The sequence below is a fragment of the Streptomyces albidus (ex Kaewkla and Franco 2022) genome (assembly GCF_013870515.1).
Taxonomy (GTDB): Bacteria; Actinomycetota; Actinomycetes; order Streptomycetales; family Streptomycetaceae; genus Streptomyces; species Streptomyces albidus.
Genome location: NZ_JACBXA010000067.1, coordinates 1 through 23869 on the forward strand (window position 1 = coordinate 1; position 23869 = coordinate 23869).

The 23869-nt window shown below is 69.1% G+C and carries 22 protein-coding genes, 2 tRNA genes and 1 pseudogene; 9 read left to right on the forward strand and 16 right to left on the reverse strand.

The genetic code is table 11. From position 1 onward, the window contains the following. A pseudogene (locus tag H5J26_RS13105) lies at positions 1 to 480 on the forward strand (DNA primase); the annotation flags it as partial. A gap of 156 nt (positions 481 to 636) precedes the next feature. On the opposite strand, the gene H5J26_RS13110 reads toward H5J26_RS13105, so the two are convergent. Beyond that, positions 637 to 1071, reverse strand: a complete 435-nt coding sequence (locus H5J26_RS13110; RefSeq protein ID WP_181765998.1) for a VOC family protein — start codon at positions 1069 to 1071, stop codon at positions 637 to 639. A gap of 392 nt (positions 1072 to 1463) precedes the next feature. Here H5J26_RS13110 and H5J26_RS13115 point away from each other — a divergent pair, with 392 nt between their 5' ends. Next, a complete protein-coding gene (locus H5J26_RS13115; protein ID WP_419183790.1) occupies positions 1464 to 2609 on the forward strand; it encodes a sigma-70 family RNA polymerase sigma factor in 1146 nt (381 codons plus the stop codon). Positions 2610 to 2638: 29 nt separating this feature from the next. Here H5J26_RS13115 and H5J26_RS13120 read toward each other — a convergent pair whose 3' ends face one another. The 3 genes from H5J26_RS13120 to H5J26_RS13130 form a co-directional block, all read right to left on the reverse strand. Continuing rightward, positions 2639 to 4561, reverse strand: coding sequence for an ABC transporter ATP-binding protein (locus H5J26_RS13120; protein ID WP_181765999.1), 1923 nt, complete (start codon positions 4559 to 4561; stop codon positions 2639 to 2641). Continuing rightward, positions 4558 to 6291, reverse strand: a complete 1734-nt coding sequence (locus tag H5J26_RS13125) for an ABC transporter ATP-binding protein (protein WP_181766000.1) — start codon at positions 6289 to 6291, stop codon at positions 4558 to 4560. Before H5J26_RS13125 ends, H5J26_RS13120 begins: the two co-directional genes overlap by 4 nt. A gap of 175 nt (positions 6292 to 6466) precedes the next feature. Beyond that, entirely contained in the window at positions 6467 to 7873 is a 1407-nt protein-coding gene (locus H5J26_RS13130; protein ID WP_181766001.1) for an FGGY family carbohydrate kinase, read from the reverse strand. An 86-nt stretch (positions 7874 to 7959) separates the two neighbouring features. Between H5J26_RS13130 and H5J26_RS13135 the strand changes: the two genes are divergently transcribed. Further along, positions 7960 to 9147 carry a MalY/PatB family protein gene (locus H5J26_RS13135; protein ID WP_419183791.1) on the forward strand — a complete coding sequence of 396 codons (1188 nt, stop codon included), beginning with the start codon at positions 7960 to 7962 and terminating at the stop codon, positions 9145 to 9147. Positions 9148 to 9248: 101 nt separating this feature from the next. Here H5J26_RS13135 and H5J26_RS13140 read toward each other — a convergent pair whose 3' ends face one another. The 5 genes from H5J26_RS13140 to H5J26_RS13160 form a co-directional block, all read right to left on the reverse strand. Further along, the gene (locus H5J26_RS13140; protein WP_181766002.1) at positions 9249 to 9779 is read right to left on the reverse strand and encodes a hypothetical protein; all 531 of its coding nucleotides are present in this window, start codon (positions 9777 to 9779) and stop codon (positions 9249 to 9251) included. Positions 9780 to 9943: 164 nt separating this feature from the next. Continuing rightward, positions 9944 to 10591, reverse strand: a complete 648-nt coding sequence (locus H5J26_RS31980; RefSeq protein WP_181766003.1) for a Clp protease N-terminal domain-containing protein — start codon at positions 10589 to 10591, stop codon at positions 9944 to 9946. Between the two features lie 6 nt (positions 10592 to 10597). Further along, a complete protein-coding gene (locus H5J26_RS13150) occupies positions 10598 to 10822 on the reverse strand; it encodes a hypothetical protein (RefSeq protein WP_181766004.1) in 225 nt (74 codons plus the stop codon). 270 nt (positions 10823 to 11092) lie between these two features. Then, positions 11093 to 11166: transfer RNA gene (locus H5J26_RS13155), tRNA-Ile, on the reverse strand. Positions 11167 to 11354: 188 nt separating this feature from the next. Further along, a tRNA-Asn gene (locus H5J26_RS13160) sits at positions 11355 to 11427 on the reverse strand. A 159-nt stretch (positions 11428 to 11586) separates the two neighbouring features. Between H5J26_RS13160 and H5J26_RS13165 the strand changes: the two genes are divergently transcribed. Further along, positions 11587 to 11886, forward strand: a complete 300-nt coding sequence (locus H5J26_RS13165; protein ID WP_181766005.1) for a YtxH domain-containing protein — start codon at positions 11587 to 11589, stop codon at positions 11884 to 11886. A gap of 104 nt (positions 11887 to 11990) precedes the next feature. Here H5J26_RS13165 and ligD read toward each other — a convergent pair whose 3' ends face one another. Then, a complete protein-coding gene (gene ligD, locus H5J26_RS13170; protein WP_181766006.1) occupies positions 11991 to 12881 on the reverse strand; it encodes a non-homologous end-joining DNA ligase in 891 nt (296 codons plus the stop codon). A gap of 30 nt (positions 12882 to 12911) precedes the next feature. Between ligD and H5J26_RS13175 the strand changes: the two genes are divergently transcribed. The 3 genes from H5J26_RS13175 to H5J26_RS13185 all read left to right on the forward strand — a co-directional run bounded on the left by H5J26_RS13175 (position 12912) and on the right by H5J26_RS13185 (position 15905). After that, entirely contained in the window at positions 12912 to 14000 is a 1089-nt protein-coding gene (locus H5J26_RS13175; RefSeq protein WP_181766007.1) for a Ku protein, read from the forward strand. Positions 14001 to 14195: 195 nt separating this feature from the next. Continuing rightward, on the forward strand, positions 14196 to 14969 hold the full coding sequence (locus tag H5J26_RS13180; protein WP_181766008.1) for an IclR family transcriptional regulator: 774 nt from the start codon (positions 14196 to 14198) through the stop codon (positions 14967 to 14969). 69 nt (positions 14970 to 15038) lie between these two features. Then, positions 15039 to 15905 carry an SMP-30/gluconolactonase/LRE family protein gene (locus H5J26_RS13185; RefSeq protein WP_181766009.1) on the forward strand — a complete coding sequence of 289 codons (867 nt, stop codon included), beginning with the start codon at positions 15039 to 15041 and terminating at the stop codon, positions 15903 to 15905. Positions 15906 to 16022: 117 nt separating this feature from the next. Here H5J26_RS13185 and H5J26_RS13190 read toward each other — a convergent pair whose 3' ends face one another. Continuing rightward, positions 16023 to 16490: a MarR family winged helix-turn-helix transcriptional regulator gene (locus H5J26_RS13190; protein ID WP_181766010.1), complete on the reverse strand. Its 468-nt coding sequence runs from the start codon at positions 16488 to 16490 to the stop codon at positions 16023 to 16025. A 102-nt stretch (positions 16491 to 16592) separates the two neighbouring features. On the opposite strand from H5J26_RS13190, the gene H5J26_RS13195 reads away from it, so the two are divergent. Further along, complete coding sequence (locus H5J26_RS13195; protein ID WP_181766011.1) at positions 16593 to 17621, forward strand: NADP-dependent oxidoreductase; 1029 nt, start codon at positions 16593 to 16595, stop codon at positions 17619 to 17621. Positions 17622 to 17770: 149 nt separating this feature from the next. Further along, on the forward strand, positions 17771 to 18199 hold the full coding sequence (locus tag H5J26_RS13200; protein WP_181766012.1) for an organic hydroperoxide resistance protein: 429 nt from the start codon (positions 17771 to 17773) through the stop codon (positions 18197 to 18199). A gap of 94 nt (positions 18200 to 18293) precedes the next feature. On the opposite strand, the gene mmsB is transcribed toward H5J26_RS13200, so the two are convergent. The 5 genes from mmsB to H5J26_RS13225 form a co-directional block, all read right to left on the reverse strand. Further along, positions 18294 to 19538, reverse strand: coding sequence for a multiple monosaccharide ABC transporter permease (gene mmsB / locus H5J26_RS13205; RefSeq protein WP_181766013.1), 1245 nt, complete (start codon positions 19536 to 19538; stop codon positions 18294 to 18296). Positions 19539 to 19548: 10 nt separating this feature from the next. Then, a complete protein-coding gene (gene mmsA, locus H5J26_RS13210; RefSeq protein WP_181766014.1) occupies positions 19549 to 21126 on the reverse strand; it encodes a multiple monosaccharide ABC transporter ATP-binding protein in 1578 nt (525 codons plus the stop codon). 53 nt (positions 21127 to 21179) lie between these two features. Beyond that, complete coding sequence (chvE, locus tag H5J26_RS13215) at positions 21180 to 22307, reverse strand: multiple monosaccharide ABC transporter substrate-binding protein (RefSeq protein WP_181766015.1); 1128 nt, start codon at positions 22305 to 22307, stop codon at positions 21180 to 21182. Positions 22308 to 22310: 3 nt separating this feature from the next. Continuing rightward, positions 22311 to 23222 (reverse strand): hypothetical protein, encoded by a 912-nt coding sequence (locus tag H5J26_RS13220; RefSeq protein ID WP_235980676.1) that lies wholly within the window; start codon positions 23220 to 23222, stop codon positions 22311 to 22313. A gap of 160 nt (positions 23223 to 23382) precedes the next feature. After that, positions 23383 to 23869 (reverse strand): zinc-binding dehydrogenase (locus H5J26_RS13225; protein WP_235980672.1); only part of this gene is annotated, 487 nt, incomplete at its 5' end.

A 23869-nucleotide genomic window follows, 5' to 3' on the forward strand; every position in this document is an offset into this window, starting at 1 on the left:
AACCTCCGCAGCCCCGCGCACCGCGTCGAGCGCGAACTGCTCAAACTCGCCCTGCAGCGCCCGGAGTTGGTCTCCCCGGCCTTCGACGCGTACGGGCCGGACGAATTCACCGCCCCGCCCTACGCGACGGTGAGGCAGACCATCGAAGCGGCCGGCGGCGCGAGCAGCGATGACGCCGACTACGTGAGCCGGGTGCGCGCGGCCGCACCCGACGACACCGTGCGGTCGCTCGTCAACGAACTCGTGGTCGAGCCGCTCCGCAGCGGACGTGGCCGCGAGCCCGACGAGTTGTACGCGGGAATGCAGCTCGTCGCCGTGCGCCTCGCCGCCGTCAACACGCGCATCGCCGACCTGGAGAGTTCGGCCCGCCGCCTCGAGGCCCAGCGCGACGGGGAGCGTTCGGCGTCCGTACGGCAGGAGATCTGGACGCTCCAGCAGTACGGACGGGCCCTGCGCGAGCGCGGCGCCTCAGCCCTCTGAGGACTGTTGCCGTAACGGCTGATCTTGGAGTCATGACCTTGCCAGGCCGGGTCCGATCACGGCGTTGGGAGCCATCCTGGACAGTCCCGTTCACCGCTGAACCCGCGGCAGTTCGGCAAGCTGGTCACTGCCCCACCTCCCCGGCTCGGAGAGTGCTCAGTCGATACAGAATTCGTTGCCCTCGATGTCCAGCATCGGGATGCACGACTCGTTCTCCTCATCGGCGTACAGCGTTTGCACGTGTGTGGCACCGAGCGCGACCAGTCGTGCGCACTCGGCTTCGAGCGTGGCGAGGCGCTCGTCCCCCACGAGCCCGGTGCCGGCCCGGACGTCGAGATGCACCCGGTTCTTGACGACCTTTCCTTCAGGGACGCGCTGGAAGTACAGGCGCGGGCCCACGCCTGAGGGATCGCTGCAGCCGAACCACGAATCCCGCTCCTCAGCAGGCAGAGAGCGGTTGAAATCGTCCCAGGTGGTGAACCCCTCCGGTGGCGGCGGTACGACGTACCCCAACACCTCGCACCAGAATCGAGCGAGACGCTCAGGTTCTGCGCAGTCAAAGGTGACTTGGAACTTCCTGATCGCTGACATCGGCGCACCGTACCGCGCACCAGTGGGACCCTGCCGCTCATTTTCCCAGGCTCCAGCCCCGAGCAACCCCCTTCATACCGAGATCAGTTGCGCACCCCTCGGGCGTATCAGGTCGCTCGCTCTCGGGCCGTTCACACGCCTGCGCACCGCTCGGCCCCTCCCGTCCCGGAAAGCGCGTAAGTAGCCGTGCGTATGCGACAAGTCACCGTCCAACTCAAAAACTGGGCGCACGCCCCTCGTGGCGGGAGTGTGTCGTACCCCACACTGGTGTGCGGTGCTTGAGTCCTCGGAGCGGGGCGGCGCGCCGGCCGGATGGGCCGCAGTCCCCCGCGGATCCGCACAGCACGTACGCCGCCCCCCGACCGGCAGCGAGCACACTGGAGGTCGCCCCCGTGCAGACCCGGACCCTGACCAGCGCGGCTCCCGCCGCCCCGACGGTTCCCGATGTGGCGGCCGCACCGACCCGTGCGGCCTCCTCCGCCCCACCTGTGCAGCCAGTGCCTTCCGCTCCGCCCCTTCAGCCCGCCCCGGACGGTCCGGACCAGCCCCGGCCCTCCGCCGTGGTCCTGGAGCCCCTGGCCGACGAGCCGGAGCGGGAAGCACCCGCCAAGGCGGAGTCGGGAAGCGGCCCTTCGGCCGACCTGTTCCGGCAGTACCTGCGAGAGATCGGCCGCATCCCGCTGCTGTCCGCAGCCGAGGAGGTCGAGCTCGCGCGCCGGGTCGAGGCTGGGCTCTTCGCGGAGGAGAAGCTGACCGACCCGTCCACCGCGGACGGACGACTCGCCCTCGATCTCGACCGGCTCGTCGTGATGGGCAGGATTGCCAAGCGCCGTCTCATAGAGGCGAATCTCCGCCTGGTCGTCTCCGTCGCCAAGCGCTACGTCGGCCGTGGGCTGACCATGCTGGACCTGGTGCAGGAGGGCAACCTCGGATTGATCCGCGCGGTGGAGAAGTTCGACTACGCCCGCGGCTACAAGTTCTCCACGTACGCGACCTGGTGGATCCGTCAGGCCATGTCGCGGGCGCTCGCCGACCAGGCCCGTACGATCCGCGTCCCGGTCCACGTCGTCGAGCTGATCAACCGGGTCGTACGCGTCCAGCGCAGGCTGCTCCAGGAGCGAGGCTACGAACCGGCGCCGGAAGAAGTGGCCGTCCAGCTCGACCTCACCCCGGAACGGGTCAGCGAGGTGCTGCGCCTCGCACAGGAGCCGGTCTCCCTGCAGGCGCCCGTCGGTGAGGAGGACGACGTCAACCTCGGCGACCTCATCGAGGACGGCGACGCGCCCTCACCCGTCGAGTCGGCGGCGTTCCTGCTGCTGCGCGAGCACCTGGAAGCCGTCCTGTCCACCCTCGGCGAGCGCGAACGCAGGGTCGTCCAGCTCCGCTACGGCCTGGCCGACGGCCGGCCCCGCACCCTGGAGGAGATCGGCCGCCTCTTCGGCGTGACCCGTGAACGTATCCGCCAGATCGAGTCCAAGACCCTCAGCAGGCTGCGCGACCACGCCTTCGCCGACCAGCTGCGCGGCTACCTGGACTGACCCGACGACGCCCCGCACCCGGGCCCGGCTCAGTCCACCTCCGCGACGGCTCCCGCGAACTGCGCCTTGTACAGGCGCGCGTAGGCGCCGTCCGCGGCGAGCAGTTCGCTGTGCGAACCCTGTTCCACGATCGACCCGCTCTCCATCACCAGGATCACGTCGGCGTCCCGGATGGTGGAGAGGCGGTGGGCGATCACGAAGCTCGTACGGCCGTGGGACAGGCGTGCCATCGCCTGCTGGATGAGCACCTCGGTGCGGGTGTCCACGGAACTCGTCGCCTCGTCGAGGACGAGGATGACCGGGTCGGAGAGGAAGGCGCGGGCGATGGTGATCAGCTGCTTCTCACCGGCGCTGACACCGGTGCCCTCGTCGTCCAGGACGGTGTCGTAACCGTCGGGCAGCGTGCGGATGAACCTGTCGGCGTGAGCGGCCCGAGCCGCCTCCTCCACCTGCTCGCGGCTGGAGTCCTGCGCTCCGTAGGCGATGTTCTCGGCGATGGTGCCCCCGAAGAGCCAGGTGTCCTGGAGCACCATGCCTATGCGCGAACGCAGTTCCTCACGGTTCATTGCCGCGATGTCCGTGCCGTCCAGCAGGATCCGGCCGCTGCGCGTCTCGTAGAAGCGCAGCAGCAGATTGACCAGCGTGGTCTTGCCCGCGCCGGTGGGACCGACGATGGCGACAGTGCGGCCTGGATCGACGGACAGGCTCAGGTCCTCGATGAGGGGACGGTCCGCCTCGTAGCGGAAGGAGACGCCGCTCAGCTCGACCTGTCCGCGCACCTCGGCGGGGCGCTGGGCGACCGCCGGTTCCGGTGACTGCTCCTCCGCGTCGAGGATCTCGAAGACGCGCTCCGCCGAAGCCACCCCGGACTGCACCATGTTGGCCATGGAGGCGACCTGGGTGAGCGGCTGCGTGAACTGCCGCGAGTACTGCACGAACGCCTGGACGTCACCGATCGACAGCGCGCCCGAGGCGACCCGCAGACCACCGACGACCGCCACCATCACGTAGTTGAGGTTCGCGACGAACATCATGGCGGGCTGCATGATCCCGCTGACGAACTGAGCCTTGAAACCGGCCTTGTACAGCGCCTCGTTGTGCTTCTCGAACTCCGCGGCGGACTCCTCCTGCCGTCCGAAGACCTTCACCAGCGTGTGCCCGGTGTACATCTCCTCGACGTGGCCGTTCAGCTTGCCCGTGGAGGCCCACTGGTCGACGAAGTGCGGCTGCGCCCGCTTGCCGAGCCGGGTGGCGGTCAGCACGGACAGCGGCACGGTCACCATCGCGACCAGAGCCAGCAGCGGCGAGATCCAGAGCATCATCACCAGCACACCGACGATGGTGAGCAGGGAGTTGACGATCTGACCCATGGTCTGCTGAAGGGTCTGCCCGATGTTGTCGATGTCGTTGGTGACGCGGCTGAGCACCTCGCCGCGCGTCTGCTTGTCGAAGTACGACAGCGGCAGCCGCGCGAGCTTCTCCTCCACCTGCTCCCGCAGCCGGAAGACGGTGTGGTTGATGGCGCGTACGGACAACCGCCCGCTGAAGAGCATCATCAGGCCCGCGATCGCGTACACGGCGAGCACCCACAGCAGCACTGAGCCGACCGCGCCGAAGTCGATGCCCTGGCCGGGCGTGAAGTCCATCCCGGAGAGCATGTCGGCGACACGGTCGTCGCCCTCGGCGTGCATGCGCTCCAGGACCTGCTCCCGGCTTGTGCCGCCGGGCAGTTGCTTGCCGATGAACCCGGCGAAGATCAAGTCCGTCGCCGCGCCGAGGATCTTCGGCCCGAGGACGCTGAGCCCCACTCCCAGCAGCCCGAAGACCACCATGCCCGCCAGCGTGAGACGTTCGGGCCGGAACTGCCCCAGCAGACGCTTCGCCGACGCCTTGAAGTCCGTGGAGCGCTGAGGCGGGGCGCCGCCCCCCAGAATGCGCGCGGGCCCGCTCACGCTGCCTCCTGCTCGGTGAGCTGGGAGAGCACGATCTCCCGGTACGTGTCGTTCCCGGCCATCAGTTCCTCGTGCCGGCCGGCACCGACCACCCGTCCCTCGTCCAGCACCAGGATCCTGTCGGCGTCGCGGATGGTGGAGACGCGCTGGGCGACGATGACGACCGTCGCCTCAGCCGTCGTATGCGCGAGTGCGTCCCGCAGGGCCGCGTCGGTCGCGTAGTCGAGAGCGGAGAAGGAGTCGTCGAAGAGGTAGATCTCCGGGCGGTGCACCAGCAACCGTGCGATGGCCAGCCGTTGCCGCTGACCGCCCGAGACGTTGTTGCCTCCCTGGCCGATCGACGCGTCCAGGCCGCCCTCCATGGCCGCGACGAACTCCCTTGCCTGGGCGACCTCCAGGGCCTGCCACAGCTCCTCGTCGGTGGCGTCGGGACGCCCGTAACGCAGATTCGAGGCGACCGTTCCCGAGAAGAGGTAGGGGTGCTGCGGAACGACGCCCACCGTCCGCGCCAGCAGTTCTCCCTCGAGCGTGCGCACGTCCTCGCCGTCGATGAGCACGGTGCCCTCCGTGGCGTCGAACAGCCGCGGTACGAGAGAGAGCAGCGTCGTCTTGCCGCTTCCGGTCGAACCGATCACGGCGGTCGTCTCGCCTGGCCGCGCCACCAGATCGACCCCCTGGAGCACGGGCGCCTCCGCGCCCGGGTAGCGGAACCCCACGCCCCGCAGCTCCAGTTGGCCGTGCCGGTGCAGCGTCCGTACGGGATCGGTGGGCGGCACGACGCTGGAGTCGGTGTCCAGCACCTCCATGATCCGGTCCGCGCAGACCTCCGCGCGGGGCACCAGCATGAACATGAAGGTGGCCATCATCACGGACATCACGATCTGCATCAGGTACGCGAGGAACGCCGTGAGGGCGCCGATCTGCATGTGGCCGCTGTCGACGCGGTGCGCGCCGAACCAGACCACGGCGACGCTGGAGACGTTCACCACGGTCATGACGGTCGGGAACATCAGCGTCATCAACCGCCCGGCGCGCAACTGCACTTCGGTCAGCCCGCTGTTGTGCTCCTGGAAACGCCGCCGCTCGTAGTCGTCCTTGACGAAGGCCCGTATGACGCGGATGCCGGTGATCTGTTCGCGCAGCACCCGGTTCACGCCGTCCAGCCGCGTCTGCATGGTGCGGAAGAGCGGCCGCATCTTCCGCACGATCAGCCCGACCATGACCGCGAGCACCGGGACCACGCCCAGCAGCACCGAGGAGAGCGGCACGTCCTGCCCGAGCGCCATGAACACACCGCCGAAGCACATGATCGGCGCCGAGACCATCAGCGTGAACGACATCAGGACGAGCATCTGCACCTGCTGCACGTCGTTCGTGGTGCGGGTGATCAGGGACGGCGCCCCGAACTTCCCGACCTCGCGCCCGGAGAAGGTCTGAACCCGGTGGAAGACGGTGGCCCGCATGTCCTTGCCGAGTGCCGAGGCGGTACGTGCTCCGTAGAAGACCGCGCCGATGTTGCAGACGACCTGGGCCAGCGAGACGGCGATCATGGTGCCGCCCACCCGCAGGATGTAGTCCGTGTCACCGAGCACGACACCGTTGTCGATGATGTCGGCGTTGAGCGTCGGCAGGTAGAGCGTGGCGGACGTCTGCACCAGCTGAAGCAGCACGAGCAGGACGGCCGGGCGCCGATACGGGCGCAGGTGCTCTCGGAGCAGGCGGATCAGCACATGGGTCCCCGTGGCGGAAAAGAAGATCGATGGTGGTCCTGTCCATCTTCGAGCACGCTCCCGGCCCACACCGCCAACTCCGGGCAAAGAGCACGCTGATCGCTGTCGGCTGAACCCCGGCGACCAGGCAACCGTCGAGGGACCGGAGCGGGGGAGAGGCGTCCGCGTCCGTGCGTCAGTCCTCGAAGGCTCCCGGGTGGGTCTCTTCCCTCACGGTCACATAGTGCTGCCGCACCGCCTGGCCGGCGGCCAGTTCCGCACCGGGATCGAAGACCTGGCACTCGGGCGGGGCCCACTGCGGGGGGTGCGCGGTGCCCTTGAGCGCCCACGCCGCCTGCCGGGCGGCCCCGATCGCCGTGTAGTCGGCGGGCCGCGGCACGACGACCTGCGTGCCGAACAGCGTGGGAGCGGCCGCCTGCACGGCCGGCAGTCCGGCCGCCTGTCCCAGCAGGAAGAGTCTTCGTACCTGCACGCCCCTGGCGCGCAGCACGTCCAGTGCGTCGGCCAGTCCGCAGAGCATCCCTTCGACCGCCGCGCGGGCCAGATGCTCGGGCTTCATGCTCTCGCGCCGCAGACCGTGCAGGGACCCGGCTGTGTGCGGCAGGTTCGGCGTGTGCTCGCCCTCGAGATAGGGGAGAAGGACCAGCCCGTAGGCGCCCGGGGTCGACTGCTGTGCGAGATCCGAGAGGCCGTCCAGGTCGGTGCCCAGCAGATCGGCGGTGCCGCGCAGCACACGCGTCGCGTTGAGGGTGCGGACAGCCGGAAGGTGCATCCCGGTCGCGTCCGCGTAGGAGGTGATGGTGCCCGTGGGGTCGGCGAGCGCCTCGTGGTGCACGGCGAAGACCGATCCGGAGGCGCCCAGGGAGATGACGGCGTCGCCCAGGCCGAGTCCCAGCCCGAACGCGGCGGCCATCGTCTCGCCCGTTCCGGCGGAGATCAGGAGCCCTTCCGGAGTGCGCCCGGCCGGCTCGGCCGGACCGATGACTTCCGGCAGCGCGACGTGGTGCCCCAGCGCCATCTCGACCAGGTCGGGGCGGTACGACTCCAGCGCGGCCGACCAGTATCCGGTTCCCGAGGCGTCGCCGCGGTCGGTCGTGCGCCGGTACGGGCGGGCCATCAGCTGCCACACCAGCCAGTCGTGCGGCTGGAGGACCTCGACCACACGGGACGCGGTGTCCGGCTCGTTGCGTGCGAGCCACCGCAGCTTGGATATCGGGTGGCCCGCCTGGGGCACGGCGCCGACCGCCTGTGCCCAGGCCTCCCGGCCGCCCAGCGCGTCGACGAGATCGGCCGCCGCGGCCTGCATGCGCCTGTCGTTGCCGAGCAGCGCAGGCCGTACGGGTGTGCCCGAGGAGTCCAACGCGACCAGGCCCTGCTGCTGCGCGGACACCCCGATGGCCTCGACGTCGGCGAACTGCCCGGTGCTCGCCGCCCGGCCGAGCGAGATCAGCCAGGACTGCGGGTCGTCGCGCTCCGCCGGGTGCTCCGCGTGCCCCTCCTTGACCACGGCACCGGAGTCCGCGTCACAGACGATGATGCTCGTGTACTCCGCTGAGCTTTCCAGACCGGCGACTATCCCCATGCGCGGAATGATGCCCTACGTTCCAGCGGTCCCGGCTGCCGCCCTCGAACCTCGCGGTCTGATGCTGCGGGGCGTATGGACCTAGCGTGGACCGGGTGGACACACATACGAGTAATCCGCTGCGGCAATGCTCCCTGGACGAGCTGCGCCGCCGTACCAGCGCGAAATGGCGGGTCCATCCGGACGACGTGCTGCCGATGTGGATCGCCGAGATGGACGTGCAGCTGGCCGAGCCGGTCGCCGAAGCCCTTCGGGCGGCCGTCAGCACCGGAGACACCGGCTACGCGATGGCGGACGAGTACATCGCCGCCCTCGACGCCTACGCCGGACGGAACTGGGATTGGGGCGTGCGCCCTGAGCGCGCTGCAATCGTTCCCGACGTGATGGCGGGCGTCGTCGAGGTGCTCAAGCTGATCACCTCGCCCGGCGACGTGGTCGTCGTCAACTCACCCGTCTATCCGCCCTTCTACCAGTTCGTGTCGCACATGGACCGCAGAGTCGTGGAGGCACCGCTCACCGCCGAAGGCCGGGTGGACACGGACACACTCGCTGCGGCCTTCCGCACGGCCACGGCGGCGGACGGCCCGGCGGCAGGATCCGGATCCACCCGCCGGGCGGCGTACCTGCTGTGCAGCCCGCACAATCCGACGGGCACCGTGCACACGGCGGCCGAGCTGGCCGCGGTGACCGAGCTGGCGGACGAGTACGGCGTACGAGTCGTCGCCGACGAGATCCACGCGCCGCTCGTGCTGCCGGGAGCACGTCATGTGCCGTACCTGTCGGTGCCCGGCACCGAGCGCGCCTTCTCCCTGATGTCCGCGTCGAAGGCGTGGAACCTCGCCGGGCTGAAGGCGGCGGTGGCGGTCGCCGGACGGGACTCGGCCGAGGAGCTGGCCAGGATGCCGGAGGAGGTCAGTCACGGCCCGAGCCATCTCGGCGTGATCGGGCACGTCGCCGGCCTGCGGCACGGCACCGGCTGGCTGGAGGCCCTGCTGGCCGGGCTGGACGAGAACCGGCGGCTGCTCACGAAGCTGCTCGGGCAGCACCTGCCGGACGTGCGCTACAAGCCGCACCAGGGAACGTTCCTCGCCTGGCTGGACTGCCACGCGCTGGGTCTGGACGATCCGGCGGGCGTCTTCCTGGAACGGGGCCGCGTGGCCCTCGTCCCGGGGACCGCCTTCGGCACCGGCGGCGAGGGACACGTGAGGCTCAACCTGGCGACCTCGCCCGAGATCCTCGAGGAGGGCGTACGGCGGATGGCGGCAGCCGTCTGACGCGCCGCGATGCCGCACGCCCCGACTGGGACGTGCGAAAGGCTCCCCGCGCGACGTGCGCGCGGGGAGCCTCGTCGCACCCCCTGGTCAGGCCGGCTGCCTCAGCAACGCTTCGAGGAGGCGCCGTGGTTGGGCGTCGGGTCGCCCGCCTTGCGCACGGAGCCGACGGCCGTCGTGCAGTCGGAGACGGTGTCCGTGCCGTAGGACCAGAACTCCTGGCCCTGGGTGTTCAGCCAGGACCGGCCCCCGAGCACCTCGTCCTGCGTGGAGCTGTAGATCGCGGCAGTGACGTCGTAGTCGCCGGCAGTCTTGCGGAAGCTCTCCCAGATCCACACGTAGCTGTAGTTCTCCTGGCAGTCCGGTGAGTAGAACTGCTTCACCGAGGCGATGGTGACACCGCTCCGCTTGACGTACCCCGTCGTACCGATCTGGTACGCGTCGTCGCAGACGTCTGCGGCCTTGGCCGCCTTGCTCGCAGGGTTGCCCTTGGCCGAGGGCGCGGTGGACTTGGAGATGCTCCGCTCGGACGGCTTGGGTGCGGGCCCGCTGCCTGCGTAGGCAGCTCCCGCAGGGACGGCGAGCATCGCGCCGGTCAGCACGGCGATCGCAGTCTTGGCGAATCGGATACGCATTTTTCCCCCTCGTGCACTGAAACTGGGATTTCAGAGTCTTGCGACTCTTGCCCGGAAGAGTCCGGTATACAAAGAGACACGCGACATGCAGGAGGGGTTGTACGCACATCGCTTCCCGTTCGCCGGAGCGACGGAAGCCGTCAACTGCCCATGCCGGCAACGGCCTACGCGGCCGAGCGCAGATCCGCCAGCACGAGATCACGCACCTGGGCGGGAGCGACTCCCAGCTGCTGGAACATCCCCTGGGAGATCTTGTCGTCGCCGCGCAGCAGCGCGAGCACGATGTGCTCCACGCCGATGTGCCGCTCCTTGCGTGAGATCGCCTCCCGCAGCGACAACTCCAGCGCCTTCTTGGCGCGACCGGTGAACCGGATGTGCCCCGAAGGCCCGGGCACCTCGGCCGGCACGCCCAAGCTGCCTGTGCGGTCCCGTCGTTGGCGGCGGCCGAAGGGACCCCTCCGCCGGGGCTTGGCCCCCTGGTCGCTCACCGGGGCGTCCAACGCGCCGTCGCCGAAGGCCCCTTCGGCCCGACGGCGGATCTCGTCGAGGTCGATGCCGAACGCCTTGAGTGCTTCGGCGTCCTCAGGGCCCAGTGCGTCTCCCTGGGGGCTGACCACGCTCGCGACGGCCGCACGGCAGTTCTCGGCGGTGACGCCGAGCCGTACGAGAGTCGCAGCCCCCGGCGCCTCGGGGCTCCGCACGGCGGCGAGCAGCAGATGCTCCGTTCCGATCCAGTCGTGGCCGAGGCTGCGAGCCTCTTCCTGTGCCCCCACGACGACTTGGCGTGCGGACTGCGTGAAACGTTCGAACATCCTCGCCTACCTCCTCGCATGCTTCTTGTGCACGGCCTGCCTGCTCACGCCGAGCGCCGCCCCGATCTCGTCCCAGGACCAGCCCTGGGTGCGGGCGCTGTCGACCTGCAGCGCCTCCAGGCGCTCCGTGAGCCGCCGCAACGCGGCGACGGCTCGCAGTCCTACGCGGGGATCGCTGTGCAGGGCGGCCTCGGCGGTGTCCACTGCTTCTCTTGCGTCCGATGCGGCCATGCTGTCAACCTAGGATGACAAGAAGGAATTGTCAACCATTGTTGACACTCGAATGCGGAGGGCCCGCCGCCGGCAGTGCTCGGGTACGCGAACGTGCACACGTCCGCACGGCGGACGGTGCGCCAGATGTGTGCGAGAAGGGGTGCGCGAGAAGAGAGGTGCATCCTTGCCGGGCAAGAAGATGTGGGCCGGAAGGCGGAGTTGCGTCCCGTGGCTGCCTTCGCCGGGGCTGTCGCGCAGTCAGAGCCGAAGCTCTGCGCGGGCGCGCGGTGGGGCGGGTGGGACTCGAACCCACGGCCGACGGATTATGAGTCCGCTGCTCTAACCGGCTGAGCTACCGCCCCGTTCGTCGGATCACGCACATCTGTGCGCGCCGCGTCTGCCGCAGCATAGCTGCTCATACGATCTCCCGCCCGTGCCGGGTGGTGACGTACGGGAGGGAGGACTTCGAGCACCCGGTGATCGGTTCCCAGATGTTCCAACGGACTTGTCCGGCAAAGAAAAAGAGCCCCGTTCGGGGCTCTTTCGGGTGCTCCCGCGACTGGACTCGAACCAGTAACCTGCCGGTTAACAGCCGGCTGCTCTGCCGATTGAGCTACACGGGACTGCTCTGCTCGGACGCGCCCACCTGGTCCTGGCGGCGTTCCCTCGCTGCGGGCAATACATTAGCGCATGCCAGGGGGTACTCCGAAATCGGTATCGGTGCGGCCTCGTGCCCATCGAGAAGCTGATGGAACCGAGAGAACCGAGAGAAGGGTGGAGCCATGCGCTACCGGCTCACGTTCGTCGCTGGTCTGGCTGTCGGGTACGTGTTCGGTACGCGTGCCGGCCGTGAACGCTATGAGCGATTGCGGCAGACGGCACAGCGGTTCGCCGAGAACCCCGCAGTGCGCAACGCCACCGAGACCGCCGCGCAGACAGGTCGCGAAGCTGCTTCGAAGGCGGCGGGTGTCGTGACGGAGAAGGTCGGCCACCGGCTGCCCGACTCGGTCAACGAGAGGGTCCGGTCGCTCCGTGACCACAGGACTCCTCTGGACGACGACTGGGGCACCAACAGGAAGTAGTCCACCCGACGACGACGGCGGGCGGTCCGGAATCACTCCGGGCCGCCCGCCGTCGTCGTACCGCCCGCACGTCCACCTCTTCCGACGCTCGTTCCGAGCCCCCGTCAGGTGCTGGGCAGTGGGCGTGCCAGCTCGGGATCCAGCAGCGGCGCCAGCAGATCGCCGTGGCGCTCGAGCCGTGCGGGCAGCGCGTTCGCGAGGAAGACCAGTTCGTCAGCCGTACCGGCCTCGGCCAGCTCGTCCCAGGTGAGCGGGGTCGATACGCGGGGCTGCTGCTTGGCCCGGAGCGTGTACGGGGCGGCGGTGGTCTTGGCCGCGGCGTTCTGCGAATGGTCGACGAAGACCTTGCCGGGGCGCAGGGCCTTGGCCATCTTGCTGATCGCCAACGCGGGAAGCGCCGCCTCGGCCTCCAGGGCGATCCTCTTGGCGTAAGCGGAGGCGGCGGAAGAGGCGGTGACCTCGATGGGAGCCAACAGGTGCAACCCCTTGCCGCCGGAGGTCTTCGGCAGCACAGTGATGTCGTCGGCCGAGAGCCGCTCCTGCAGCCACAAGGCCACGGTGCGGCACTCCAGGACACCGGCTCCCGGGCCGGGGTCCAGATCGAAGACGAGCCGGTCCGCTCGGGCCTCGTGTTCGACGCGCCACTGATGTGTGTGCAACTCCAGAGCGGCGAGGTTGGCCGCCCACACGAGAGTCGCGAGGTCCTCGATCAGCACCTGCCGCATCGGGGTGCTGCTGATCTCGGTGATCTCGCGGACGGTCACCCAGTCGGGGGCGCCGGGTGGCACGTTCTTGGCGAAGAAGGCGGTGGAGTCCACACCGTCGGGATAGCGAAGGAAGGAAACGGGGCGTCCCTGCAGATGAGGCAGGAGCGCCTCCGCGACGGTCACGTAGTAGTGCAGGGCCTCACCCTTGGTGAACCCGGTGGCCGGATAGAGCACCTTGTCGAGATTGCTGAGAGCAAGACGGCGGCCCTCGACCTCCGTGTACGGCATACCCTGAGAGTCCCATAGAAGGGACGAAACATGCGATCCATATGGAAAGGGTCCATTTCCTTCGGGCTGGTCTCCATCCCCATCAAGGTGGTCTCCGCCACCGAGAGCCACAGCGTCTCCTTCCACCAGGTGCACACCACCGACGGCGGGCGCATCCGCTACCGCAAGGTGTGCGAGCTGGAGGAGAAGGAGGTGCCGCGCGAGGAGATCGGCAAGGGATTCGAGACCGGTGACGGGACGACCGTCCAGCTGACCGACTCCGACCTGGCCGCGCTGCCGCTGCCCACCGCGAAGACCGTGGACATCCTCGGCTTCGTGCCCTCGGAGGACGTGGACCCGATCCAGCTGGACCGCTCGTACTACCTGGCGGGGGACGGCAGGTCCGCCGCCAAGCCGTACGCGCTGCTGCGGGAGGCGCTGAAGCGCTCCGGAAAGGTGGCGGTCGGCAAGCTGGCGATGCGGGGGAGGGAGAGCCTCGGCCTGCTGCGCGTGTACGAGGACGTGATCGCGCTGCACACCATGCTGTGGCCCGAGGAGATCCGGTCCGTGAGCGGGGTCGCGCCCGAGGAGGACGTCACCATCCGTGACGCGGAGCTGGACCTTGCGGACACCCTGATGGAGACGCTCGGCGACCTGGACTGGTCGGAGCTCCACGACGAGTACCGAGCCGCCGTCGAGCAGCTGGTCACGGCGAAGATGGAGGGCGTCGACACTGCCGAGGCGGGCAAGGAGGCCGCGGCGCCGTCGAAGAAGGGTCAGGTCGTGGACCTGATGGCCGTGCTGGAGAGCAGTGTGCAGGCGGCCAGGCAGTCCCGCGGGGAGAACGGCGGCACCGGGGACGCGACTGTGCACGAGCTGCGGGGCGCGAAGAAGACTCCTTCGAAGTCGAAGGACGGAGCCGCGAAGTCCTCGGGTGGGGCCAAGAAGACCGCGTCGAAGACCGCCTCCAAGACCACGGGGAAGACGGCCGCAGCGAAGAAGACCGCGGCCAAGAGCACCGCGAAGAAGACGGCCGGCGCGAAGAAGGCGGCCCCGAAGACCGCTGCCAAGACCGCCGCGAAATCCACTGCGAAGAAGACCGCGGCCAAGAAGACCGCCCGTACGCGCAAGTCCGCCTAGGGGGTGTCGGCAAAGTCCCGCCTGGGGCGCGACTCCGCGGACCCCCTAGGTCTCCTCGCAGCGCAGGGCGCACGAGCGTCCTGGGCTGGAGCATTGTCGAGGCCGTGAGGCGGTGGCTAGGCTGTGTTCGCGATACCGGCAAGCTGTCGGTATTTCGAACCGGGGGTACACGCGCGAAACAAGGGGAGGGCGGACATGGGTCGTCTCGTGCCGGCCGTGACCAGGGCCCTGGACGTATTGGAGCTCTTTCTCGACTGCGACGGAACCCTCTCCGCGCCCGAGATCACCCGCAGGCTTCAGCTGCCCCGCACCACGGTGCACGAGCTGGTCAGCACCCTCACCGCCCGCCACTACCTGGTGCAGCCGGCCGATCAACCGGGGCGCTACCGGCTCGGTGTGCGCGGCTACCAGCTCGGCAGCCGGTACGCCGAGCAGCTCGACCTGGCCGCCGAGGGGCAGCACGTGGCGCGCAGCGTCGCGGACACCTGCGACGAGACCGTTCACGTGGCCATCCTCGAAGGCCGCGACGTCATCTACATCGCCAAGGTCGACAGCACGCACGCGGTGCGCATGGTCTCCGCAGCCGGGCGGCGGCTGCCCGCGCACTGCACGTCCGTGGGGAAGATGCTGCTCGCGTCCCTGTCGGATGAGGAGTTGCGGGAACGGCTGCCGGAGTCCGAGCCGCTGACGGCGATGACGCCCGACTCGATCACCTCCCTCCCGGAGCTGCGGGCCGCGCTGACCCTGATCCGGGAGCAGGGCGTCGCGGTCGAACGGCAGGAGTCCAACCCGGACATCAGCTGTGTGGCCGCTCCCGTACGGGACTCGGCGGGCCGGGTCGTGGCGGCGCTGAGCATTTCGGTGCCGATGATCCGCTGGACCGAGGAGAGACGCGGCGAGCTCGAAGGGCTGGCCGTCAAGGGCGCGGCAGAGCTGTCGGGCCGGCTCGGGTACCGCGGGCAGGGCTGACGGCACGTAAGGGCCGCACATGCAGGGAAAGTCGACGTCGAGGCCGAGTACGAGGCAGGGGTGAGCGGTGTGCGCACGGCAGAGGTGGCGGTACGGACCGGGGCCTGGCTGGGCGAGGGCCCGACCTGGGACAGCGCGCGCGAACTGCTGATCTGGGTGGACATCCTCAACTCCCGTGTCCACACCTTCGATCCGGTCGACGGCGGCCGCACGGTCATGACGACCGAGCAGCACGTCGGTGCCGCGAAGCCCAGAGCGGGCGGCGGGCTGGTCGTCAACCTCCGTGACGGCGTGGGGCTTTACGACGCGGACGGCTCGTTCTCATGGCTTCACCGGGAGCCCGTTCAGGGGCGCCGGGGCAACGACGCGGCGATAGCGCCGGACGGTGCTCTCTGGGCGGGAACCATGAGTTACGCGGAACAGCCGGGCGGCGGCGACCTCAAGCGCGTGACCGGGGACGGCTCGACGGTGACCGTCCTTCCACAGGTCACGGTCAGCAACGGCACGGGCTGGAGCCCGGACGGCCGGCTCATGTACTACAACGACACCCCCACGTGCCGCATCGACGTCTTCGACGTCACCGGCGCCGCGGGCGGGGGCTACGACAGCGTCTCCGGGCGCCGCGCCTTCGCGGAGATCGAGGAGGGCGCCGGCTACCCCGACGGGCTGACGGTCGACGCCGACGGCTGCGTCTGGGTCGCCCTGTGGGACGGCGCCGCAGTGCGGCGCTACACCCCCGACGGCAAGCTGGACCGTGCGGTCGCACTGCCGGTCGACCGCCCGACTGCCTGCGCCTTCGGCGGCGCGGACCTGCGGGACCTGTACATCACGACAGCCGCGGCCGGGGCGCGGCCGACGGCCAACCCGCTGGCGGGATCGTTGCTGGTGCTTCCGGGAGTCGGGCAGGGTCTGGCTCAGCCGGCGTTCGAGGGCTGAGCCCCCGAGCAGCTTTCAGGCGGCGCATCCCCGTGAGCGGTGGCGTCTCGGCGTGCGCACATTGCCCGGGCTGGACGGACGGCTGCGGCCGGACTTCACCCGGGGCTCGGACCGGAACTACTCCTGCGCGGACGGCTCTTCGCCCAGCATGCGCTGCAACAGATCGCGCAGGACGGTCCGTTCGGCCGGGGTCAGACCGCCGAGCGGCTCACGGGCGAAGTCGAGGGCGGACCGGAGCCGTTCGGCCATGTCGACGCCCTCGTCCGTGGCGGCGGCGAGCTTCACGCGCCGGTCGGCCGGATCGGAGCGGCGCACGACAAGCCCGCGTGACTCGAGGCGGTCCACTATCCCCGTCACGTTGGACGGCTCGCACTTGAGCTGCCTTGCCACCTGGCGCATCGGCGTGGGCTCGCGCGCCAGCAGCGCGAGCACGCGTGCCTGCGCTCCGGTCAGTGAGTGGTGGGCCGCGGCCAGCTCGTACTCGGCGTAGTAACGCGCGACGACGCTGCCGATGAGATCGACCACCTCCCGGGTGACGGGGTCGGGATCGATCCTGCGGGTACCGGCAGAGGAGCGCGTGGCCATGCGTCCACTCTAGCGCTTTGCTTGACAACATGAAATATCAAGGTGCAAGATTGTTTCAGTTCATGAAGCATCTCGATGAATCCGCTTGAGAGGTCCACCACCATGAGTTCGCCCGACACCCTCCCCGCGACCGGCCGCGAATGGCACCTGATCGCCCGTCCCCAGGGCTGGCCGTCCCCGGACGACTTCGCGCTGCGGGAAGGCCCTGTCGCAGCGCCCGGCGAAGGGGAGATCCTCGTCCGGAACCTCCACCTCTCCGTCGATCCGTACATGCGCGGGCGGATGAACGACGTGAAGTCCTACGTTCCTCCCTTCCAGCTCGACAAGCCGATGACCGGGGGTGCGGTCGGGATCGTCGTCGCCTCCCAGGCCGAGGGATTCGCCCCGGGCGACCACGTGCTGCACGATCTCGGCTGGCGGGAGTACGCGACGCTTCAGGCGCGGTACGCCACCAAGGTCTCCGCCGAGCTCGCGCCGCTCACCAGCTACCTCGGTGTGCTGGGCATGCCGGGTCTCACCGCCTACGCCGGTCTGCTGGAGGTGGCCTCCTTCAAGAAGGGTGACGCCGTCTTCGTCTCCGGCGCCGCAGGTGCGGTGGGCAGCCAGGTCGGGCAGATCGCGAAGCTCAAGGGCGCTTCCCGGGTGATCGGCAGTGCCGGGTCGGACGAGAAGGTCCGTGTCCTCACCGAGGAGTACGGCTTCGACGCCGCCTTCAACTACAAGTCGGGCCCCGTCGCAGAGCAGTTGAAGGACGCGGCCCCCGACGGCATCGACGTCTACTTCGACAATGTCGGCGGTGAGCATCTCGAGGCCGCCATCAGCCGGTTGAACGTGCACGGCCGCGCCACGATCTGCGGAATGATCGCGCAGTACAACGCGACGGAGCCGCCCGCGGCCCCGAGGAACCTCGCGATGGTGATCGGCAAGCGCCTGCGTCTGCAGGGGCTGCTCGTGATGGACCACGCGGACCTGATGCCGAAGTTCTTCGAAGAGGTGTCGGGTTGGGTGCGCTCGGGCGACCTGAAGTACCGCGAGACGGTCGTCGAGGGCGTGGAGAACGCAGCAGACGCCTTCCTCGGTCTGCTCAAGGGTGAGAACACCGGCAAGATGATCGTCAGCCTCGGCGAGTGACCGACTGACCGACCGAGCACCGTGCACCGGCAGTTCCGGCTGTGACGTCCCGCACCCCCCGACCGCGATGCCGCGGCGGTGGCTAGGCTCGACACCGGCCGGCGGTCCCGGGCGCGAGACCTCGGTCACGCCACCGAACAGGAGGATTCATGTCCATCCAGTCCATCGACGTCAAGTACACCGCCGTCGCCACCGCTGAGAACGGGCGCGACGGCCGGGTCGCCACCGACGACGGCCAGCTCGACGTCGTGGTCAACCCGCCCAAGGAGCTGGGCGGCAGCGGTGCCGGCACCAACCCGGAGCAGCTCTTCGCCGCCGGTTACAGCGCCTGCTTCCAGGGAGCTCTCGGCGTGGTCGCCCGCAAGGAGAAGGCCGACATATCCGGGTCCACCGTGACGGCCAAGGTCGGTTTCGGGACTGTCCCGAGCGGCGGCTTCGGTCTGAAGGTGGCTCTCGAGGCCCACATCCCGAACGTGGACGAGGCCACGGCGAAGGACCTGTTGGAGAAGGCCCACCAGGTCTGCCCGTACTCCAACGCGACCCGCGGCAACATCGAGGTCACCCTCGCCGTCGCCTGACGCACAGCGCTGCGCGTGTGCTCCGGCGCACGAACCGGCCGAGGGCCGCACCCCGATCCCGGGGTGCGGCCCTCAGCGTTTGCGTCAACTCCCGTCAGGAGCCGACCCTTCGCTTGTTCCAGACGTCGAAGCCGACTGCCGCGAGCAGCACCAGCCCCTTGATGACCTGCTGGTAGTCCGTCCCGATGCCCACCAGGGACATGCCGTTGTTGAGGACGCCGAGGACGAGTCCGCCGATCACCGCTCCCAGCACCGTGCCGACACCGCCGCTCATCGAGGCGCCACCGATGAACGCCGCGGCGATGGCCTCCAGTTCGAAGTTGATGCCGGCCTGAGGGGTGCCCGCGTTGAGCCGCGCCGCGTACACACAGCCCGCCAGGGCCGCCAGCACGCCCATGTTCACGAAGACCAGGAAGGTGACCCGCTTGTCCTTCACGCCGGAGAGCTTGGCCGCCGCCTTGTTGCCGCCCAGCGCGTACACGTGCCGTCCGACGACGGCGTTGCGCATCACGAAGCCCAGCCCGATCAGCAGCACGCACATGATCAGGAGCACGACCGGCACACCGTGGTAGCTGGCCAGGGTCAAGGTGAAGGCCACCACGGCGGCCACGATCGCCGTGCACTTGAGCACCCACAGATTGAACGGCAGCACCTCCAGCTCGTAGGCCAACTGCCGCCGCCTGTCCCGCCATTCCTGGACGAGCACGAACGCGATGACGACGAGACCGATGAGCAGAGTGGGGTTGTGATACTGCGTGTACGGGCCGATCTCCGGGATGAATCCCTGCGCGATCTCCTGGAAGCCCCTCGGGAAGGGCGCGATCGACTGACCCTCCAGCAGGATCTGCGTCCCGCCCCGGAAGAGGAGCATGCCGGCCAGCGTCACGATGAAGGACGGGATGCCGACGTACGCGATCCAGAAGCCCTGCCATGCCCCGGCCGCGGCGCCGATCAGCAGCGACAGCACCAGCGCCAGCACCCATGGCATGTCGTGCTTGACCATCATCACGGCTGCCGCGGCTCCCACGAACGCCGCCAGGGAACCGACTGACAGATCGATGTGGCCTGCGATGATCACCATCATCATGCCCATGGCCAGGATCAGGATGTAGCTGTTCTGCTGGACGATGTTGGAGACGTTGTTCGGCAGCAGCAGTGAGCCGTCAGTCCATATCTGGAACAGGACGACGATGAGTGCGAGCGCCACGAGCATGCCGTACTGGCGCATGTTGTTGCGGACGGCGTCCAGCAGCAGCGACCCCGCGGAGGCTTTGCCGGCTCCCGTGGGTGGCTCGGGCCTGTCGCCGGGCTGGGTTCGGGTTTCGGTTGGTGTCGTCATGGGTCGGCCCTCAGCTCTTCTCACTCGTGCCGCCGGTACTGACGGTGCTGCTGGTGTCCAGGGTCTTGGTCATGTGCCGCATGAGGACTTCCTGGTTCGCGTCCTCGCGTGCGACCTCGCCGGTCAGCCGGCCCGCGGCCATCGTGTAGATCCGGTCGCACATCCCGAGCAGTTCGGGCAGCTCGGAGGAGATGAACACGACGGCCTTTCCGTCGGCGGCGAGCTTGTCGATGACCGTGTAGATCTCGTACTTCGCCCCGATGTCGATGCCGCGCGTCGGCTCGTCGAGGATGAGCACCTCGGGGTCGGCGTGGATCCACTTGCTGAGGACGACCTTCTGCTGATTGCCGCCGCTGAGGCGCTGCACCTGCTCGTGCACGGTCGGCGCCTTGATGTTCATCGAGCGCCGGTAGCCCTCGGCGACCCGCCGCTCGGCGTGCTCGTCGACGACGCCCCGGCGGGCGAGCCCGCCCAGCGAGGCGAGCGAGATGTTGCGGTTGATGTCGTCGATGAGGTTGAGCCCGTAGGTCTTGCGGTCCTCGGTGACGTAGGCGATGCCGTGCGAGATCGCCTCCGGAACGGTCCGTGTGTGGACCTCGCGGCCGTCGACGGACACCGTGCCGCTCTCGTACACGCCGTAGGAGCGCCCGAAGACGTTCATCGCCAGTTCGGTCCGGCCCGCGCCCATCAGCCCTGCGATGCCGACGATCTCGCCCCGCCGCACCTCCAGCGAGACGTCGTCGACGACCTTGCGCTGGTGGTCGATCGGATGCCGTACGGTCCAGCCGCTGACCGACAGGGCGACCAGTCCGGCGTCCTCACCCTCGTAGGCGGTGCGGGGCGGGAAGCGCTGATCCAGATCCCGGCCGACCATGCCGCGGATGATGCGGTCCTCGGAGATCTCCGGCTCGTCCTCCGGGCTTTCGCGCACCGTGAGCGTCTCGATGGTGCGCCCGTCCCGCAGGATGGTGACGGAGTCGGCGATGTGCCGGATCTCGTTGAGCTTGTGCGAGATGACGATGCAGGCGATGCCCTGCGAGCGCAGTTCGCGGATGAGTTCCAGAAGCTTGCGGCTGTCCTCGTCGTTCAGCGCGGCGGTCGGCTCGTCGAGGATGAGCAGCTTCACCTCCTTGGCGAGCGCCTTGGCGATCTCCACCAACTGCTGCTTGCCGACGCCGATGTCGGCGATCCGGGTCTGCGGCTTGTCGGGCAGGCCCACCCGCTTGAGCAGCGCGTCGGCGTGCCGGAGGGTGTCGCCCCAGCTGATGACGCCGCGGGTGGCGTGCTCGTTGCCGAGGAAGATGTTCTCGGCGAGGGAGAGATAGGGGACCAGGGCGAGCTCCTGGTGGATGATCACGATGCCGCGCTGCTCGCTGGCCCGTATGTCCTTGAACGTGCAGGGCTCACCCCCGAAGAGGATCTCGCCGTCGTAACTCCCGTGCGGGTGGACGCCGCTGAGCACCTTCACCAGCGTCGACTTCCCCGCCCCGTTCTCACCGCAGATCGCGTGGATCTCGCCCGCGCGCACCGTCAGATTGACGTCGGAGAGCGCCTTGACCCCGGGGAAGGTCTTGGTGATCCCGCGCATCTCCAGCACTGTGCGACCGGCCGTCGGGCGCGCCGACTGCTCCGCCGGGGCCGTCACTTGAGCTCTCCGGCCTTGTAGTAGCCGTCGTCGACCAGCCGCTGGGTGTTGGACTTGTCGATGCTCACGGGCTTGAGCAGATACGACGGCACGACCTTCTTGCCGTTGTCGTAGGTCTTGGTGTCGTTGACCTCGGGCTTCTTTCCCGTGAGGACGGCATCGCCCATCTGCACGGCCTGCCTGGCGAGTTTGCGGGTGTCCTTGTAGACGGTCTGCGTCTGCTGGTCGCGCAGGATCGACTTGACGGAGGCCAGCTCGGCGTCCTGCCCGGTCACCAGGGGATAGGGCTTGTCCTTGGTGCCGTACCCGGCGCTCTTGAGGGCGGAGAGGATGCCGATGGAGATGCCGTCGTACGGGGAGAGGACCGCGTCGACCTCCTCGGACCCGTAGTTCTTGCTGAGCAGGTCGTCCATCCGCTTCTGCGCGGTGCCGCCGTCCCAGCGCAGAGTGGTGACCTGGTTCATCTTTGTCTGCTTGCTGCGGACGGTGATCTGGCCCTTGTCGATGTAGGGCTTCAGCACCTTCATCGCGCCGTCCCAGAAGAACTTGGTGTTGTTGTCGTCCGGGGAGCCCGCGAACAGCTCGACGTTGAACTTCTCGTCCTTCTTCTCGTCGAGCTTCAGCTTGTCGACGATGTAGCCGCCCTGGAGCTCGCCGACGCGCTCGTTGTCGAAGGAGGCGTAGTAGTCGACGTTCGGGGTGCCGAGCAGGAGCCGGTCGTAGGAGATGACGGGGACGTCGGCCTCCTTCGCCCGCCTCAGCACATCGGTGAGGGCGGAGCCGTCGATGGCGGCGACGACGAGCAGCCGGTGCCCCTTGGCGATCATGTTCTCGATCTGGGCGACCTGGTTCTCGACCTTGTCGTCGCCGTACTGCAGGTCCGCCTTGTACCCGGCGGCCTTGAACTGCCGCGCCATGTTCCGGCCGTCGGCTATCCACCGTTCCGAGGACTTGGTCGGCATGGCCAGTCCGATGGTGCCGCCCTTGCCCTTGTCCGCCTTGTAGCGGCTGCCGCCCTTTGCCTCCTGCCCGCAAGCGGCGAGTGAGCCGGCGAGCAGAGTGGCGGCGGCGACAGCGGCGAGGGGCGCGATGCGTCGTCGTGGCGCTGGTGTGCGGGTGCCCATGGGTCAGTTCCTCTCGGGGAGGGGGAATCGCTGGAGTTCGCCCGGCAGGCGGGAGCCCAGTGGCGACATGCCGCCGTCGGAGCCCAGCCGGGCGAGCAGATCGAGGGCGAGCCTGCCGCGCCGTACCCGTTCACGCGCGGACTCGAGTGTGACGGCGCGCAGATGGGAGCCGTAGGGGTAGATGCCCGGTGCCTTGCTGAGCCCGAACTTGAGGTAGAGGGGTGCCCCCCGGCGTATCAACTCGGCGGCCTCGTACATCCGGACGTACCCGCCCAGGTCGTCCGGAGCTTCCAGATAGAGGTCCATCGGTGCCGCGCTGACGCGGCGTATCTCGGTGAGCTGCTGGAGGGTCAGATCGGACGGGATGTTGAGCGAGTCCGCGCCGAGGCGCTCGTACACGCTGAACGCGGCCGGGTTGACCGGGCCGATGAGTGCGGACACCTTCAGGGTCGTATCGGCGGGCAGTTCACCGCTCGCCCGCAGCTGGTGCAGCACCCACAGCACTCCCTCGTCGGCCACGAGCAGGCAGCGCACGCCGAGCCGGGTGGCCCGAAGCGCGTCCTCCACGCAGCCGGCCACCGCGTCGTGACCGCGTGCGCGCAGTCCTCCGCCGCCGGAGTCGGTACGGGTCGCCGCTCCGATGTCCCACGTGCCGCGCGGGCCGGTGAAGAGGCACAGCTCGATGTCGTGCTGTGCGCACGCGTCGACCATCTCGGTGATCTCCGCGTCGGTCAGCATCCATACGCCGCTGCCCTGGCTGATGCGGTGCACCGGCACGTCGAGAGCCGAGGCCTCCTTCAGTACGGTGGCCAGCGCTTCCGGGCCTTCGCAGGAAGGGATCTCGGTGCGCCAGGTGCCGCCGTCGGGAAAGGCGTGCGGCGAGGCGTCGGCCGGGTCGAGGGCGGGGGCGCCCATGCCCAGGGCGGTGAGGGCGTCGGCGCCGGGGCGGCGGGGTCCGGGGGAAGCGGTGGGCACAGTGCTCCTGAAGGGTCGTCTGATTCGGGGCGTCGGACGCCGCTCGGTGCCGGACGCGCAGGGCGTGCAGCCGAACGGCGAACAGTGACAGTGAGTGGATTCAGGGCCGCAACAACACCTTTCCGACCCCCGGGTCGCCGCTGCCGACGAGTTCGATGGCTTCGCCGAAGCAGGTGAGCGGCAGTTCGTGCGTGATGACCGGCGCGGGGTCGAGCAGCCCGCTGTTGAACGCCCGTACCGCGTAGGACCACGCGGCCGACGGAGCCCCGAACACCGACCGGATCGTCAGCTGGCTCACCGAGAGGTGCACCGGGTCGATTCCCTCGGCGCCCGGCTCGAACATGCCGGTGAGGACGACCCTTCCGCCGCGCCTCGCGAGGAGGCAGGCGTCCCGTGCGGTGGTGTGGGCGCCCGCGGTCTCCACGACCAGGTCGTAGCCGTCCGCGGCGCCGGCGCCCTCGGCAGGCGTACGTACGTGCGTGGCGCCCATCGTCAGCGCCTGCTCCGCGCGCCGGGTCCGCGGGTCCACTGCGAGCAGCTCGGCGGGGGAGTGCGCCGCCAGCAACTGCACGGCGAGCAGCCCCAGC